Source organism: Nostoc sp. (genome assembly GCF_036919815.1).
Classification (GTDB): Bacteria; Cyanobacteriota; Cyanobacteriia; order Cyanobacteriales; family Nostocaceae; genus Nostoc.
The window spans coordinates 48,400-65,365 of sequence record NZ_JBALCE010000091.1 but is presented as its reverse complement, the minus strand read 5'-3'; the positions used below and the strand labels follow the sequence as shown (position 1 = coordinate 65,365).

Sequence of the window (16,966 nt, the reverse complement as noted above, 5' to 3'; positions counted from 1 at the left end):
GCCGTGGCTACTGTATTAAAATCTCATCGGGCATCAAGAAGGCGTAAACATTCAACGCATCCTCTCCAGCGCTTGCTTGAGTATGGACACCAATATCGTAAACAAATTTGGCTGGCAACTACTTATTCTATCCTGAATAAATTTTTTGACTTGGCACCACCCGGCTTAATTGGCGTCGCGGTGGATGTGGTAGTCAAGCAGCAGAATTCCATAATTGCACAGTTAGGGGTACGCGATGTCTTTCAACAACTTTTGATTATTTCCTTCCTGACTGTGATCATTTGGATACTAGAATCTGTTTTTGAGTACGCCTACGCTCGACTTTGGCGGAATTTGGCTCAGAATATTCAGCATGACTTGCGTTTGGATGCATACAAACATTTGCAAGAGTTGGAATTGGCTTATTTTGAAGAACGCAGCACTGGCGGTTTAATGTCTATCCTCAGTGATGATATTAACCAATTAGAGCGATTTTTGGATGGAGGAGCGAATGATATTATCCAAGTTTCCGCAACTGTTGTAATTATTGGCGCTGCTTTCTTTATTTTGGCTCCTAGTGTAGCGTGGATGGCTTTATCACCGATGCCATTTATCCTCTGGGGTTCCTTTGCTTATCAACGATTACTTGCGCCTCGCTACGCCGAAGTACGAGAAAAGGTAGGTTTCCTAAATTCGCGTTTGTCAAACAATATCAGTGGAATCACTACTATTAAAAGTTTCACCGCCGAAACTTATGAAGCCTCTCGTTTGGAATTAGATAGTGATGCTTATCGCCGCAGTAACTCTAAAGCAATTACTCTTTCTGCTGCTTTTGTCCCGTTAATTCGGATGCTGATTTTAGTGGGTTTCACGGCATTACTGTTGTATGGCGGGATGGCAGTAGTTTCTAAACAAATGTCTGTAGGTACTTACAGCGTATTAGTGTTTTTAATCCAGCGCTTGCTGTGGCCTCTAACTAGATTAGGCGAAACATTTGACCAATATCAAAGGGCAATGGCTTCTACTAATCGAGTCATGAATTTGTTAGATACTCCTATCGCTATTCATACAGGTGATGTGGCATTACCTGTGAATGAAGTGCGCGGTGAAGTGCAATTTAAAAATGTTTATTTTGCCTATAAAGATAGATTTCCAGTTATTAAAAATCTGTCTTTGGATATTCCGGCGGGGAAAACGATCGCAATTGTCGGTTCTACTGGTTCTGGTAAAAGCACTTTAGTCAAACTTTTATTGCGGTTATACGAAGTGCAAACGGGAAGCATTACTCTCGATGGCATTGATTTACAAAGTTTGAATTTACAAGATTTACGCCGTTGCATTGGTTTGGTGAGTCAAGATGTCTTTCTATTTCATGGCACTGTAGCGGAGAATATTGCTTATGGTAGCTTTGAAAATACAGAGCAAGAAATTATCACGGCGGCGAAGGTAGCAGAGGCGCACGAATTTATTATTGAATTGCCCGAAGGTTATGAGACAATTGTGGGGGAAAGAGGACAAAAGTTATCTGGTGGACAAAGACAACGGATTGCGATCGCCCGTGCAGTTCTCAAAAATCCCCCCATTCTGATTTTAGATGAAGCGACCTCGGCAGTGGATAATGAGACAGAAGCGGCAATCCAGCGATCGCTCGAACGGATTACAGTCGATAGAACTACAATTGCGATCGCTCATCGTCTTTCTACCATCCGCAACGCCGATTGCATTTATGTCATGGAACATGGGAAATTAGTAGAGTCGGGAACCCATGAGCAATTGCTGGAGAAAGATGAGATTTATTCCAGCCTCTGGCGTGTACAGTCAGGTTTGAGATAACTTTCGCGTAAAGTTTTGTGTCTTAATTACGAATTATTTATGTTTTTTGGTAATAGTCAACCAGAATCAGGTGATCACAAGTGGCGTCGCCAGTTGGATAGGTTTGTCAAAGCAAATCAGCAAGAGTTGGCGGCACTATTTTGGGGATTGTGGTTAGCAAATGGCGACAGTCAAGGTACTGTTGGTATTGATTTGCAACCAATGCCGCATTTTGTTTATTGTCCGAAAGAGCAGATAGACAAGTTAAATGATCAAGTTGATAATCGGCTTCAGGAAATTTTGGGAATTGTTGAGAATCACAAGCCGGATGTGGAAGTTGTGATGATTGGGATTGGTAAGGGGGAAATTAAGTTAATTCAGTTTGTACCGGAACCAGCGCCACCAACTTGTTTTGAGGAAGTTGGGAAGGATGTGGATGGGTTGTTGGATGTGTTGGAAGAGAGGATGAGGGAGGAGATTGTTTTTTAACGCAAAGGGACGCGGAGGGAAGCGCAGAGGAACACGGAGGAAGAGGAAGAACTCTGCGCTTATTGTTTAGTTGATTGCTTTGGAGAAATCTGGGTAAGTTAGATTTTCGGCACAATGCCAGATAATGTTAAATGCGGCCTCGTAGCGATAAGAACTGTTTTTGTAACATGGTTCACTCAAATAGTCTTTTAAGGCTATGACAACTTCCAATAAATGTTCGCTTTGCAGGATTTTTGTCAAGGTTTCTGCGATATTTAAAAGATATTCATCCTCAGAGGCTTGATGCTGAGTAGTTTCAAGTATCTGGGATAACATTGTGATAGCAAGTTTATTACCTATAGCGATTCCAGTTTTATTTTCTGGATCCATTTTCAGTAAATACGTTACAACGCGATTTATAAGAGATGCACTTGCAGAAGTTTCGAGGATATAAGTTAGACTCTTGAGTGCAACTGCATTACCTGGATCAATTTGCCATAAAGCCTGAACTGCATCAAAGCAGATTGTATCACCCTGTTTAATCTGCAAAAATTTTATCAAAGAGGCGATCGCAGTTGGATTGCCTACAGCAATTTTTCCCAAATCTACGATTGCGAAGAAACAAATTTCTTCGCTTAGTATTGTCTCTATAGTTTGAACTAACGAGGCGATCGCACTTTCATCACCAACGGCTATTTCCCCAGGATTTTGACTTATTTGGCAGAATGTTTGTTTATTTTCAACAACTGGTGTTAGCAGCAATAAAGCTGCGATCGCACTTTTATTACCTGGATCAAGTTTTCCTAATTTCTCGGCTGCAAGTCTAAGAACTGTGCGACTTTCAGTAGTATGAACCAAATGGACAAAAGCCGCAATAACCCGTTTTCTATCAGTTAATTCCAGGATTTTTCTGGCTGTTTTCACTAGAGGCTGAGGAAGTATCTGCCAATCGCTTTGATCTTGCCGAAAATAAGCATAACTCCATTTCAGCAGTTGTTCTACAATTACATCACCCAAACTACATTCTGGAAACTGGGATAAAGCCTCAGCCGCCAAAAAATAGGCGCGATACCGATAAAAACCGCCGCATCCGTCATCAAAATCTATTAAAGCTTGGATAAAATCTTCTTTCTGCTGCTTATCCACATCCTTTTGGCTGAACCAGTGGAGAATCTCTGCCTTCCACTCCGGCTCAAAGATGCGGTAAGTGCCTAGATTTAAATTGCTGCGATCGTGATTAAAGAAATACTGCCAATCATGCATTGCCTCCTATCCACTTCGAGATGTGGGACGAAAGGGACTTAAACAAATCTTGCTACATCAGTTGGCTTCCTGTCAAGTCTACACGTAATAAGCATCTCTAAAGTTTTCCCTCTTATGACTCAAAAAAAGCAGCTGGCGAAATGTGAAAAAACTCCGCGAGTTTACGAATGTGATTAACTGTCAGCTTGCGCTGTCCACTCAAGACTTCAGACACAATAGACTCGGTTTTAAAGATAGGAATTAAGTCTTCGCCTCAGTTCTTCAAAAAGCTGTCCTTCACTCAAACCAAATACAACCCGTAGGATAACACGCAAGGTAATTTCTTGCATCGACTCACGGATATTAAAAGGCTGGCCAATTTGCCATTCATTACTCACCTGTCGGGTTATTTGACGGATATCCTGACCATAAGTCCGCATCCTTTCGCCATGAAAGGGAGGAGCTAATAGTTGCCGTTGGTGCTGGTGGCGATCGCCATCTGATAACATGAAGGAGCGATCGCCAAGCAAAAATCTTAGTCCTATTGCCCTGCCAACCTCAAAATGGCTGGAATCAGCAGTAAAAATCTGTTCCAGCGCTTGGGGTTGACTAAAGTACACAAGATGGTTATCAGACCGACTACTCCTGATCGTGAAGGTGTCACCATAAATTTTGGCAAAATCATCCACATATTTCACCGGCTGACTCATAAACTTGATTATCCTTAGCCAGCGCGGCATTTGAGGGCTATCAGGCAAATGGTAAGTTGGTGTCATAGAATTTTCTGGAATTGATCGCTTCTGAATTTTATTGTTACGAGTTTTCATGTTATTTAGGGTTACAAAAAGCGGTATATTCATAATTGGGGACTAGGGACTAGGAACACAACGACTTGCTCAGTGCATCGCTGGGGACTGGGGAGACAAGCTGGACAAGAAGGAGAATAATAACTCCTAACTCCTAACTCCTAACTTCTAACTCAGCACTCAAGAGGCAGGATCAAAAGCAAGCAGTGCCAAAAATCATCGCTATTCTCAACGGTAAAGGAGGAGTCGGTAAAACGACTACCGCAGTCAATCTGGCTGCAAACTTTGCGAAGAAAAACAAGGTGCTTTTGATTGACGCAGATATTCAAGGTTCTGCCACTTGGTGGTTTGGGCGGAGTCAGCAGGGAATGGGGTTTGATTTATCTCAAGAAACCGATCCCATACTTTTAGGTAATTTAGGAAAGATAACAGGTTACGATTTAGTAGTGGTGGATACGCCTCCCGCGCTGCGCTCTGAAGCATTAGTAGCGGTAGTTGCGATCGCAAATTATCTAGTTTTGCCTACACCCCCAGCCGCAATGGATTTAGCTATCCTCGTGGAAACAGTCAAGGAAGCCGTCATCCCCTTGGGAACCCCCCATCGGGTATTGCTCACCAAAGTCGATACGCGCAGTCTGGGGGAAGCACAAGAAGCAAAAAACACTCTGACTCGGTTAGGTATTCCTACTTGTAATACCTTTATTCGTGCCTATAAAGCTCATGAACGAGCAGCACTTGAGGGTGTAGCGATCACTCAATGGCGAGGAAGTAACGCGCGGGAGGCGGAATCAGATTATCGCCGCGCAGCTGATGAATTACAGCGTGATTGGAGAAAATAATAATGGCTAGGAAACAAAGTCTCTCTGACTTATTACAAGAAGAAGCGCAAAAATTTACACCCTCAGAAGGTGAATCTGCGATCGAAGTTACAGCAGAAAAAATTGTCGAAAAACAGGCTTCATCTGATGAGCAATCTTTGGCACAGACAGCTGAGTCAACTTCTATTAAGCGCACAAGTCCAACTAAGGCTGATTTAGAAGAAACTGTCATAGAGTTGACAAGTAATCTAGAAACAAGCCACAAAAAAGAAGCATCTCTTGGACAGGAAATTGCTGATTTGCAATCAAAATTATCTAAACAAAAAACATTAGTAACCGAACAACGATTAATAGCAGAAGAGCTAACAAAAGAACTTGACGAAACCAAAAAAACAGCACTGCAACTTGCAGAAGCAAATTCCCAGCTTATAGAAGAAATTAATGCTTTAAAACAAACAGCAGAAGATAAATCTAAACTAGTTGTCAAAGAAAGTAGTGCTATAAAACCAGTAAAGGAACAGTACAATCCACTTAACTACAAAAAATCACATCGCTCATCAGAAACACTAGCTCAAAATCAACCTCAAAATCAACCAAATGAGTATCCTGATAGTTCTAATGAGATGTGGTTACTTGACTAGAGTCAGTTAATCAGTCAAATTTGGAACCCCGACTTCTCTAAGAAGTCGGGGTTCTCGTTGTTCACCAATGATTTTAGGACTTACGCAAAACTACACGCGGTAGGGGCAATACCCTGCGGTCAGCTAAAGCTACATGAATTGCCCCTAAAAATCAGGATTTCAGCTATTGTTTGCCTAAGTCCTGGATTTAGGATTACTCCCCACTCCCTGAGAATTCCTAGCATCAAAGAAAGTTTTCCAAAATGTCAAAATTTGAACCAAAGCCACGTACAATTAAAGTCGCCTATCCCTTAATCCAGGAGCTAATGCCATGCCAATGGCCGTTGGCGTAATTGAAACTTTAGGTTTTCCTAGTGTCTTAGCAGCAGCAGATGCAATGGTCAAAGCTGCCGGAGTCACAATTGTCTATTATGGTCAAGCCGAAAGCGCTCGCTTGCTAGTCGCTGTCCGGGGACACGTTGCTGAGGTAAAAAGAGCAGTTGAAGCCGGAATCGCAGCTGGAGAGGAAGTCAAGGTTGGTACAGTAATTACCTACTACATCGTTCCTAATCCCCCGGAAAATGTAGAAACCATATTACCAATCCATTTCACTGAAGAATCAGAACCTTTCCGCATTTTCTAAGCAATTTTGCTATCAAAATCTGTAGCGAAGCTTCGGACAATTAACTTGTAGTCCCCATATCGTTTATTCATACAGGAGATTAATAATGTCATTACAGGCAGTTGGAGCACTTGAAACCAAAGGTTTTCCTGCGGTGCTAGCAGCAGCAGATGCGATGCTAAAAGCTGGTCGAGTCACCCTTGTTGGTTATATCAGAGTAGGTAGCGCCCGTTTTACAGTTAATATTCGTGGCGATGTTTCTGAAGTAAAAGCTGCTATGGCTGCTGGTATTGAAGCCGCAGAAAATGTTTATGGCGGTACCCTAGAATCTTGGGTGATTATTGCTCGTCCCCATGAAAACGTTGAAGCTGTTCTGCCAATTGGTTACACAGAACAAGTCCAAGAGTATCGAGAATCTGTAGAAAATCCCATTGTTAGATCATTGAACAGTAGATAGAGTCAACCCCCTGCGGGGGAATTGAACGCACCCCAACTAAATCAGAGATTATAGTTGGGGATTCTTACGCTTTGAAGTTTTAAGACTTCTCTGCGTTACCAGGGATACTGGCGTTCTCAGTGTGTCGTTGGAACTTTTGACGTGCGTTCACCCTAGTAAAAAGTATTATTAATATAATGACTTTTTACTTGTTATAAATAATTAGTGAAATTGGTCTATGTCTCCAGTTATAAAACTTTTACAGTACCGCAAAAACTAATTACTAAAATAATAACAAAGTTCGACTGCGCTCACTGTAAATGGAATAAGAAAATATTGTTGCTTCTCTTCTTAGGCTTCTCTTTCAGAGACGAAGAGAGCGAACGCCAACGCGTTTTTATATCGGTTTCGCTAACCCCACCTAAAATGTAGATGTTTTTATAGTATTTTTAGGTGGGGACTGCGCGAAACATTTTTTGTTCATAGGACTTACGCAAAATTCTCTCAAAAACCTGATTTGTCGTAGCGGTAATTCATGTAGCTTTAGCTTTCCTACGGAACGCTACGCGAACCCGCAGGGTATTACCGCTACTTCGGAACTTTTTTGCGTAAGTCCTGATTCAGACTTGATGTTAGGTTTCACTTCCCTACGGGACGCTGTTCGCGTTCGTTGTACCTAACCTACGAATGATTAAATTCCATACCCTTTTTGTGGTGTTCTGTACTAAGTATTTTACTACGTAAGGGGTTGTAAAAGGTTGAAACTTATACAGGTGAAATAACGTCTGAATATTAAGTTAAATTATATTCATTCCTCGGCTCGGTTACAATATGTCAGATTTCCCTGATCCATCTCGTGCAAAAGTGTATCCTCACCACTCTAGGCAAATTTCTGAGCTGAGTTAAATAACATAACTTTACAAAAAGTTTAAATTAACAGAATTGACCCAAAGGAGTCATAGGCAGGGGTTTGAGGCATTTGGAAATTGCAAGTAAAACATCAATCTAGCAATTTCTGCATAATTTTAGTGAATTAAGACGTAATAAAAGTGGAATCACTTAGATGTTTTCATGATTTTCATGAAATCCGGGGAAGTTGCCAGTTAAACAATTAGGTGGGACGAACGGGGGTTGTGATGCAAACTTCAAAATTGAGTTTCGAGGAACGCAATCTCACTATGACTAAGGATGTAGAACAACTGGCTCTAGATTGGCGAAAACGCTTGGCTGCGGAATGTCCAGACCAAAATGAAGCTGCGAGGCAAAGTATTATTTTCTGGCTATTTGGATCTGACTCAAAACGGTTTGATCTGTTTAACCCTAAGGAATTCGATATTGCCAAGCAAGCGATGGAATATCGCTGGAGAATTTTACGTCAACGCTACTTGGGGCTAGGGCGAGAACGTGCTTATCGCAACTTGATAACGCGATTGGGGAGTTTAGTAACATTACGGAATAAGATTCAGACTTGGGTTTCCCTTAGCCGCGATCGCCAGCGCAGTGTAATCGATGTGCTACAAGAAGTACTCCAAGAATTATTGCAAAGCGATAGCCACATGCAACAGCAAATGGCTGATATTGCCAAATATACAAGCGATCGAAGATTGGGGGATGCTCTGCTATTTGCCAGTGTAGAAGAATATTCTCTGCGGCCAGTACGCAATCAACCCCTATTAGCTTACCGATTTGTGAATTACTTGCGTCGCACTCAGCGCGGTGGCTTAACCCAAGTGCCGGGACATGACTTGATTAGACTGGTGTCGGAAGAAGTTCTTACAGACGACAGTGATAATCGAGTTAACTTAATGGATAGTCAGGCGATCGCAGCATATCAGCAAGCACAACAATTAGAGGAACAACAAGCGCTGCGTCAGTCAGTACAAGAAGAATTTGAAAATTATTTACAAGAAAATCTGGGAACAGACGCAGTGGAATGGCTACGACTATATCTGCAAGGTAAATCTCAGGAAGATATTGCCCAGAGATTAAATAAGCAGACCAAAGAAGTATACCGTTTGCGAGAAAAAATTAGTTACCACGCCGTGCGCGTCTTTGCGCTCAAAGGTAAACCAGAACTCATAGACAATTGGCTCTCAATTTCCTTACAAGAACATAATTTGGGATTAACACAACACCAATGGCAGCAACTTGATCAAAAATTGACTCCTCTGGGGCGGCAGATCCTAGATTTGCGGAGAGCGGGTAACTCAATAGAAGCAATAGCTCAACATTTAAAACTCAAAACTCATCAAGTGCTAGGCGAATGGACAAAAGTCTATCTTGTTGCTCAAGCTTTAAGAACCCAGGAGTAGGATGTGAGGCTTCTAGTTGATTTACTGAGGTCGTGGGGAAGAGTAGAAGATGGAGAAGATCGGGAGAAGAGTTTTCGCCAATGCCCTATGCCCCTCATCTATAACTCAGTATTATCACTAAGCTACAATCCAAAATTCATCATATATTTACGTCTACTTATGTTATGTGTAGATAATTTAATTATTAATAATTTAACAAAGGATCTTGATTAAATATTTACTAAATTAGAGGAAAGACGGTATACAAGCAAACGCCAAGCAAATCAAATCTATGTTGTCTTCAGAGGGCAAACAAACAGATACCGCAGTAAATAGAAAGCAAGTGCTAACTGGTACACCAAGTAAGTGGGAGCAGGTAGACATTCGTAAGCAAATATTCCAGCTGATTGATAGTTTTTTGTCTTTTGAAGCTTGCCTCTACCACCAAATTTTGCCTTTGGAATTAGAAGACAACAAGCTCTTGCTAGGTATGGTTCATCCACAAGAGGGCGAGGCACTAGATTACGTTAGTCGCATCTTGTCTTATATCAATTGCACAAGGGTGATTGAGGCGATCGCAGCCGACGCTCACCGCAGAATACTGTCTGCCTACCTCAATCATAAAAATACATCTCAGCTAGATGCAAAACTTCTGCATCAGCCAATAACAGAATTTCCCCCAACAAATAGCGCCGCTACCATTGCTGAGAAACCTACTCCCGCCGTAGATGCCAACTCGGAATCAAATCAGGAACCAATATTGATCGTGTTTCAGACACAAAAACCTCAACACTCTTGGCAGCACGTAGACTTGCCTCCGATCCCAGAGCTAGATAAATTATCTCAAATTACGACGTTCTTGACCCCGATTTCCAGAGGTCAAGAGAGAGAGACATCTGTTGCAGCAGCACCAAACAATTTACCTATTTTGTCTACACAACTTCCCGAACTATTTAGTCCGATTGAGCTGCTACCAACACTACCACCCAAAAAATTACTAGAAGAATTGCTAGGGCGAATTCTGGCTGGGGGAATTGGTCGGCTGTACTTAGAAAGACAACCTTATGAAAGCAGGATACTGTGGAGTGATAATGGAGTCTTGCAGTCTGTATTAGACAAACTCCCACTCTCGGTTTTCCAAGGAGTACTGAATGAATTAAAGCGCTTTGCTTCCCTACCTCTGGCCACGGTTACAGAACCAAAACAGGTAGAGAAAGAATACGTATATCAAAAAAACGGCTTGTTATTACGCTTGCGAGTCATGCCGGGAATCTACGGCGAAGAGGCAACACTCCAAGTCTTGCGGGGAGCAGCATTAAAATTCTATCAACAACAACAGTTAGCGCGTTTGAGCCGTGATGCCTTAGGAATTTCTCAGCAACTAAGCTTCAAGTTGCATGAACTACAAGAACGATTTTTACTGAATCCCAGCCTTGACTCTCAGCAATCAGAGGCAATCGTAGCCCTGAATCAATTAGTAAAAAATTTAGACCAACAGATCAAAATACTAGCACTGGAAAGCAATCCATAACAAACAGCAAATCATCGATCTGTCAGTGAAACCCCTGATTTCGATCGCATACATAATTGTTATGTTGTAATGGAACCTTAGACCGATCAACCTGATTAGGTTAATCTCAAAATAAATACAAATTTTGGGATCGCATTCTGAGTAAGATTACGGTTTAAACAAACTTATAGTAGCAAAATTAGTTTCCCGCTCTTAAATCCATTTCTTGCAAATATTTCATGCTAACTGAGGTTTTTAGTGAACTTTTCCCCTTAATGAGTACAGCCACTCCCCAGACTTTGGAATGGCTACTCAACGTTGCAATTGAACATGAATACCCATCTGGGCGAGCTGTTGTGATGGAAGATGCCTGGGGTAACGCCGTTTACTTCGTGGTTTCTGGTTGGGTCAAAGTCCGGCGAACCGTCGCGGAAGATTCAGTAGCTCTGGCAATTTTTGGTCGGGGCGATTTTTTTGGAGAAATGGCAATTTTGGATGAATCTCCACGTTCAACCGATGTCATTGCCCTTTCGCCTGTGAAGTTGATTAGTATCTCCAGAGAGCGTTTTATTCAAATCTTGTTTAAAGACCCGCAATTACATCACCGGATGTTGCAACTGATGGTGCGGCGATTGCGGCAAATTAACGTGCGCTTACAAATGCGGTCTTCACCACCAGCAGTCAAACTCGCCCATACCCTAGTGAGTTTAGGCGAAAGTTATGGTCAGGAATCCAATTTGGGCAAGGAAATTTATAACATTCCCTTCAAAGATTTAGCAGAAGTTACAGAAATCGGTGTTGAAGAAACCACCAAAATTATGGAAAAGCTGCATGAGAAAGGGTGGATCAAAATTGACAGCGCCAACAATATTATTTCTCTTGTGAACTTTAAACAGTTGCTGAACTTGGCTGGCAAAGTGTGATTGCTTTATTCATTCAGCGATCCAAATTTTAGTATTAAGTAAGTAAACCGACAATACGCCTCGATTAACTTGTTTATTAGAGGTGTAGGTAAGGTGTTGCGCCTTTAATTTGCACTTATATTTTTTCAATATGATTGTAAATACCCTGAATTCGATTTTTGATAAACGCTTAGTACCTATAACCCCGACTTCTGGTGAGAAGTCGGGGTTATAGGTACTATATTTGAGCATTCCAGGTTCTATCTGGAAGCTAGATTTTCAAAGTGTTTTAGCTTAAATTGACACCAATGTTGTTACAGTACTTGCAACAGTTGTTTAATTTTGCTGTCTTGGCGTTCCTTGAATTTTTCTGGAAAAATTAACTCGATCGCAATCTTGCCATTTGCCTGTTCTTCTATTGCATAAATTTCGGCAACAAATCGGTTAGATGAGAGATTCTCGGCATCCTGATTTAACAGTAAACCAACCAGTGGTTTAGCAGTTCGCATTGTATGCAAATCCTGTTGTCCGAGCATTTTGTGAGAAGACACGGCTTTTTTATCTTCTATTTCCAAGCGCAAACCCGTTGTCCCTAGTTCTGTGGCTACTCCAAAGAAGAAGTTACCATCCCAGTAGAGTTGACTATTGGTATTTACCTGCTTGCGTACCTTTGTAGGGTTAGTTTGGTTGAGCTCACGCAAAGCCCGAGTCAGACTCGTGGCTAGAAATCCCAGTGAAGCTAGGGGCTGGTCTACGTACTGGGCTTTCTGAGAATACCACTCCCGAACATCAGAATATAAAACTATAGTTAAAGCATCACTTTGGGTACTGTTGAGTTTCACAAAATCAACACCCAAAAGCGTTTGTGTGTCATTTATCGGAGAGACTCGGACAATTTGCGCCGTTAAAGAGGCGCTAGCAGTATAATCTCCCATCACCTCAATTTCCACTTCATCCAGTAAATTGGGCCAGGTTTCCAAAGAAATTAAGGCGCCAGTTTCGGAAATATTCACCGTTTTGCCCATGATTGTTTGACCGTCACTGGTAATTAAAATGGGGAGACGACGCTGTAAACGGTGGGCAGTACGTACTTGCGGTTGTTCAAAGCCAACCAGCAAAGCAGCTGAGAGCAAAACCAGATTAAAAATAGACCACATGGTGTTGACTAAGACCGCCTGCCAATCTTCAGGACGTAGCAGCAGCCAATAGGGAACAGCCAGTAAGGAAGAGATTACAAATGCTGTCACCACCAAAAGACCACGCATTGATTCCCAATCAAAGATGCGTTTGCTAATAGACGTCCCCTTGTCGGTAACGTTAAATGAACCCAGCTTAGGGTTAAACAACGCCAACATCGTCACCCACCCAGCCTGGAAAGCCATCGCAAATTCAAAAATTTCGTTCCAGAAGGAGAAGCGGACGTTTTTGTAAATGATGTAGTTAGTAAAAAGGGAGAGGAGAATATGGGGTAAGGCATAGGCTAGAGTTTCTAAACCCAAACCTTGAACAGAGTTAACGCCAAATAATAAAAATAGCGGTGGTGCGATCGCATATGTTAGTCGAGGATAACCATACAAAAAGTGCGAAGTCGCGCTAAAATAACAAATCCTCTGGGCAAATGTCAGGTTCAGCTTCCGATTAAAAACGGGATTTTCCAATCGCAGAATTTGCGCCATCCCCCTTGCCCAACGCACTTGTTGCCCCACATACGAAGAAAACGTTTCTGGTGCTAAACCAGCCACCATAATTTTGTCGTAGTAGACAGACTTGTAACCCAGCGAATGCAATCGCAAGGCAGTATGACAATCTTCTGTCACTGTTTCCACCGCAATTCCCCCAACTTCTAAAGCGTGGGATTTACGGATTAATGCTGCCGAACCGCAGAAAAAGGCGGCATTCCAAAAATCGTTACCTTTTTGCAACACCTTATAAAACAGTTCATTGCCTGCGGGGATTCTACCTTTTGTGACTAAATTACGCTCGAAGGGATCGGGGTTATAGAACCAGTGGGGAGTTTGGACAAAGGATACTTTGGGATCGAAGAAAAAACCCATTGTATGCAGGAGAATTTGCCGCGATGGGATGTGGTCACAGTCCAAAATCAACACTAAATCGCCGTCGGTTTTCTCAAAGGCGGTATTGATATTACCAGCTTTAGCGTGATCATTACTGTCCCGCGTCATGTGTATACAGCCGAGTTCTTCGCACATTTGCCGTAGCTTTTCCCGTCTGGCGCTAAACTGTTCTCGGCGGGGGTCGTTTTCTTTATACTTTTCTGGACGACCATCATCAAGAACATAAACGGTTTTTTTATCGGCAGCATAATCACAAGCTAAGGCTGCGACGGCAGTCTTACGCACAATCTCCACATCTTCGTTGTAAGTGGGGATGTAGATATCGACTTTGAACCATTCCTGTTCAGGAATGTTTGTGAGATTAACTGGTTGGCGTTCTTGAATTTTCAGAGTTTGAAAGTATGCCAATACTAAGGTGAGGATGGCATAGAGTTCGGCGAGGAACAACAACGTACAAGCGATGCTGTTGAGCCAACCATCAAAGTTGAGAGTATAACTGGTGCGGTAGAATAAATAACGCAGCGTTGTGATCATACTCAGCCAGACCAAAAACAAGTGGTAATACTGGCTGATTTCTGGAGAGTCCTCTTGAAACTCTGCGTGGATCACCAGTTGACCGAGTAGCACCAGAAATACTGCGACCAATCCTTGCTGCCAAACTTCTATGGGAGTAATAATCAGTGGCACTGATAGCACCAATAGCAGCAGGATTAACCACTTAAACTGTTTCACACCTACCTTTTGGAGAGTGCGGTCAAAAAATCGAGGAGTAATATCAATCAGCCAATTGCTCAATTTTAAGCGCTGGCGATCGCGTGATTTCCGGGGCAATGTGTCGGGGGAAGAAGACATTTTGGATCTCAATTTTGAAATTTAAATTTAAGATTGGCGATACCTGACGAAAAGTGTCTACTTTTTGTCAGCTGTTAAGCGCTTGAGATACAACTGAACAATCCCGTAAAGAATTAGGGAAACACTCAAAATACCTACAGGTAGCAATAGCCAATTTTCTTGTAAAAAACGTGATGCTTTACTGAGGGGAGTTGTATTTTCCCAGCGACGACTATTCGGGGCGCTTTGGAAAAACTGTAGTTGATAGGCATCAGCATCGTAGGAAACTGAGTCTTTTTGATCACTACTAATTAGCACCGTATCCTTTTTAAGTTGGAAGAACCACGGATCTTGATTAAGGACTTGTCGCACTCGCTCTAAACCAGTTTCGGTTTGAGATGTTAAAGCTAGAAGGACGCGATCGCTATTCCAAGGTGAGATAATTTGTTTAATCATCCCTTGTGTATCCTGCGGAGTCTGAACCACAGCATAGGCAGAGGAGCGAGAAAATGCTTGGTTCAAGTTAAAGCCACTGGAATTAAACACTTCCGGGAAAGGAAACTCTTCTCGCGTTCCAATTCCTACCAAATGGTCATTTTTACGGGCTTTTGTTGGCAAAGCATCCGGTGTATAAACATTTAGTTTGACGGTATCTGCTTGACTGAGCCTGCCTAAGCGTTCGCTAAAAGCTAACAAGGTCAAAATATCTGTCTTCGAGGGTATTTGGGGCAAGACAATCGCCGTCTGAGACAAATCCTGTGGTGCGGCAAAGGGAAAACCGAATTTCAGCAGGTTCAAGTCTGGTAGTTGTGTAGATATCTCCCGCTTCAGATCGAAGTTAGTATCAGAATGCACCGTACCTGTCAGTTGTTGATCTGGTGGCTGAAGACAATTCTGTTTATCAAACGCTTCTCTGGGAGTCATCCGAAAGAAAACTTGCAGTTTCGAGTTAGGTTTGATCAAGTTTTCCGGCAAATTGACTTTCAGGTTTTTGCGAGTTTCTCCCGACTCAGAATCAAGACGTGCCCCACCGATGAAAACTCCATCCAGTAACACTTCCAGCGCAGAAGTTCGGGGATTAAGCTGTGGGCCATAGCTGTAGATCAGATTCATCGAACTACCCCGGAGAAATCGATCATCCGGTAAAGCGCGGAAATCAACTTCAATTGGTGGTGCCCCCATCCCACGTACAGTGACATCATTAAACGGCTCACCATTTACCTGAGTTTTAATCTCGCCGAGTTTAAAAGAATTTTGCTCTGGCAAATAACGAGGCCACTGGCGCAGTCCTGGTGTGGAGCCTTCCTTGAGGGTATTCACAAAAACTACCTGACCAGTCCCCATTTTGCGTAAGTCTGGCTGTGATAAAAATTCGGTGGCCTTTTCCACAGCTTTTGTGCTGTTGCCAGTGGCAATTAAAACTGGAACCCCAGTCTTTTCAGTTTTAGTGATCATCAACACCCCAGTTTCATCGGGTACGGGGTTGTTATCACGATCCAGAATTTGATTGCTGACGACTTTCAGGGGCAAATTCTTCCAAGTATTTAGGGCTGGTTGTTCGGTGGGAGTGCCAATGATCACCAAGCGATCGCTTGCCTTCACATTTGCCACATTAGACACCAAACTCGTCTGAATCGGGCGAAAATCTGCGATTCTTCCTAATGCTGCTTGGAAGCGAGCTGCTGCTGTTAGCCAGGATTGAGCAACTTGACTCGGTTGCAAGTAAGCAATCTGGTTAGTTTCTAAGCCGAGTTCGTCAAACAAAGGATAAGGATAGCGGCTGAAATTCAGGGGAATCGACTGCTGTTCATAGTTCAAGATTAATTTGGAATCTGGCAGAATCTCTGTCCACAAGTCGGGACTACTGGGGTCGCTACATTCGAGGGTGTTATTCTGCTGTGCCACCAATACGAGTTCGTTGTAGTCTTGAAGCAGCTTTGGTGGGATATTGAACAGTACTTGACCTACTTGGGACTGTTTGTGATTGAGTGGTACACTACCAACACTGACGCCATTGACTAATACGGTCAGGTTGGAGCGATTGGCATACAGTGCTGGTGAGTGTTGAAAGCGGATTAAGGCTTGTATCTTACCCCGATCTAATTTCCACCCACGGGGACGGGTAAAAGCAAGACGACCTTCTGAGTAAACCCCGCGTAAGCGCATCCGGTTGCCCACAATCGGACTACGATTAAATTCTAGGATGTAAGTTGCCAGTTTTTTGGCGTTAGCAGTTTCTAAGTCTGCTTTACTATTACTTTCTGATGTCGTTGCTTGAGTTAATGAAGTTACTTTGGTTTGAGCTTGAGCGCTCAATAATGAACTAGGGAACAAAAAAAAGCAGGAAGTAACAATAATTGCTTTTTTACTAATTTGGGAAAGATGAAACAACTGCTTCATGGTAGAGCGTGATTTTAGTGTTAATTTACTCAAGTTTTTTACGTAAAAACCATAACTGATTTGTTGCTTTGAGAAGTTAAAAATCAATCTGGTTTAGTTAAGGCTTAACTCTTTGTCAAAATCAATTTTTTTAACGAACCGCAAAGGACGCAAA

At 42.4% G+C, this 16,966-nt stretch carries 11 protein-coding genes and 3 pseudogenes; 10 read left to right on the top strand and 4 right to left on the bottom strand.

Translation table 11 applies throughout. The features are described 5' to 3' along the window. Positions 1-3 precede the first annotated feature (3 nt). On the top strand, positions 4-1,812 hold the full coding sequence (locus tag V7K15_RS21550) for an ABC transporter ATP-binding protein (protein ID WP_334908578.1): 1,809 nt from the start codon (positions 4-6) through the stop codon (positions 1,810-1,812). A 39-nt stretch (positions 1,813-1,851) separates the two neighbouring features. Next, on the top strand, positions 1,852-2,280 hold the full coding sequence (ccmS, locus tag V7K15_RS21545) for a beta-carboxysome assembly chaperone CcmS (protein ID WP_334908576.1): 429 nt from the start codon (positions 1,852-1,854) through the stop codon (positions 2,278-2,280). A gap of 66 nt (positions 2,281-2,346) precedes the next feature. Here the strand turns inward: ccmS and V7K15_RS21540 are convergent, their stop codons facing one another. Next, positions 2,347-3,522: a hypothetical protein gene (locus V7K15_RS21540; protein ID WP_334908574.1), complete on the bottom strand. Its 1,176-nt coding sequence runs from the start codon at positions 3,520-3,522 to the stop codon at positions 2,347-2,349. A gap of 230 nt (positions 3,523-3,752) precedes the next feature. Continuing rightward, positions 3,753-4,277 (bottom strand): annotated as a pseudogene (locus V7K15_RS21535) (cytochrome P450); the annotation flags it as partial. 236 nt (positions 4,278-4,513) lie between these two features. Here V7K15_RS21535 and V7K15_RS21530 point away from each other — a divergent pair. The 8 genes and pseudogenes from V7K15_RS21530 to V7K15_RS21500 all read left to right on the top strand — a co-directional run bounded on the left by V7K15_RS21530 (position 4,514) and on the right by V7K15_RS21500 (position 11,527). Further along, complete coding sequence (locus V7K15_RS21530; RefSeq protein WP_334908572.1) at positions 4,514-5,146, top strand: ParA family protein; 633 nt, start codon at positions 4,514-4,516, stop codon at positions 5,144-5,146. A gap of 2 nt (positions 5,147-5,148) precedes the next feature. Continuing rightward, positions 5,149-5,766: a hypothetical protein gene (locus V7K15_RS21525; RefSeq protein WP_334908570.1), complete on the top strand. Its 618-nt coding sequence runs from the start codon at positions 5,149-5,151 to the stop codon at positions 5,764-5,766. Between the two features lie 310 nt (positions 5,767-6,076). Beyond that, positions 6,077-6,388, top strand: a complete 312-nt coding sequence (locus V7K15_RS21520) for a BMC domain-containing protein (RefSeq protein ID WP_292801208.1) — start codon at positions 6,077-6,079, stop codon at positions 6,386-6,388. 85 nt (positions 6,389-6,473) lie between these two features. Further along, complete coding sequence (locus tag V7K15_RS21515) at positions 6,474-6,824, top strand: carbon dioxide-concentrating mechanism protein CcmK (protein ID WP_334908567.1); 351 nt, start codon at positions 6,474-6,476, stop codon at positions 6,822-6,824. A 1,115-nt stretch (positions 6,825-7,939) separates the two neighbouring features. Further along, positions 7,940-9,115 carry a HetZ-related protein 2 gene (locus V7K15_RS21510; RefSeq protein ID WP_334908565.1) on the top strand — a complete coding sequence of 392 codons (1,176 nt, stop codon included), beginning with the start codon at positions 7,940-7,942 and terminating at the stop codon, positions 9,113-9,115. A 271-nt stretch (positions 9,116-9,386) separates the two neighbouring features. After that, positions 9,387-9,593: pseudogene (locus tag V7K15_RS30065) on the top strand (pilus assembly protein PilB); the annotation flags it as partial. A 501-nt stretch (positions 9,594-10,094) separates the two neighbouring features. Further along, positions 10,095-10,625: pseudogene (locus V7K15_RS30060) on the top strand (pilus assembly protein PilB); the annotation flags it as partial. A gap of 218 nt (positions 10,626-10,843) precedes the next feature. Further along, entirely contained in the window at positions 10,844-11,527 is a 684-nt protein-coding gene (locus tag V7K15_RS21500) for a Crp/Fnr family transcriptional regulator (RefSeq protein ID WP_334908561.1), read from the top strand. A gap of 293 nt (positions 11,528-11,820) precedes the next feature. Here the strand turns inward: V7K15_RS21500 and bcsA are convergent, their stop codons facing one another. Further along, on the bottom strand, positions 11,821-14,433 hold the full coding sequence (gene bcsA, locus V7K15_RS21495; protein WP_442949706.1) for a UDP-forming cellulose synthase catalytic subunit: 2,613 nt from the start codon (positions 14,431-14,433) through the stop codon (positions 11,821-11,823). Between the two features lie 57 nt (positions 14,434-14,490). Continuing rightward, complete coding sequence (locus tag V7K15_RS21490; RefSeq protein WP_334908559.1) at positions 14,491-16,812, bottom strand: cellulose biosynthesis cyclic di-GMP-binding regulatory protein BcsB; 2,322 nt, start codon at positions 16,810-16,812, stop codon at positions 14,491-14,493. Positions 16,813-16,966: the final 154 nt, after the last annotated feature.

Excerpts from the sequence above, each read along its gene's own strand:
- ccmS (WP_334908576.1), top strand. The coding sequence starts at position 1,852 with ATGTTTTTTGGTAATAGTCAACCAGAATCAGGTGATCACAAGTGGCGT.
- V7K15_RS21540 (WP_334908574.1), bottom strand. The coding sequence starts at position 3,522 with ATGCATGATTGGCAGTATTTCTTTAATCACGATCGCAGCAATTTAAAT.
- V7K15_RS21525 (WP_334908570.1), top strand. The coding sequence starts at position 5,149 with ATGGCTAGGAAACAAAGTCTCTCTGACTTATTACAAGAAGAAGCGCAA.
- V7K15_RS21520 (WP_292801208.1), top strand. The coding sequence starts at position 6,077 with ATGCCAATGGCCGTTGGCGTAATTGAAACTTTAGGTTTTCCTAGTGTC.
- V7K15_RS21515 (WP_334908567.1), top strand. The coding sequence starts at position 6,474 with ATGTCATTACAGGCAGTTGGAGCACTTGAAACCAAAGGTTTTCCTGCG.
- V7K15_RS21510 (WP_334908565.1), top strand. The coding sequence starts at position 7,940 with ATGCAAACTTCAAAATTGAGTTTCGAGGAACGCAATCTCACTATGACT.
- V7K15_RS21500 (WP_334908561.1), top strand. The coding sequence starts at position 10,844 with ATGCTAACTGAGGTTTTTAGTGAACTTTTCCCCTTAATGAGTACAGCC.
- bcsA (WP_442949706.1), bottom strand. The coding sequence starts at position 14,433 with ATGTCTTCTTCCCCCGACACATTGCCCCGGAAATCACGCGATCGCCAG.
- V7K15_RS21490 (WP_334908559.1), bottom strand. The coding sequence starts at position 16,812 with ATGAAGCAGTTGTTTCATCTTTCCCAAATTAGTAAAAAAGCAATTATT.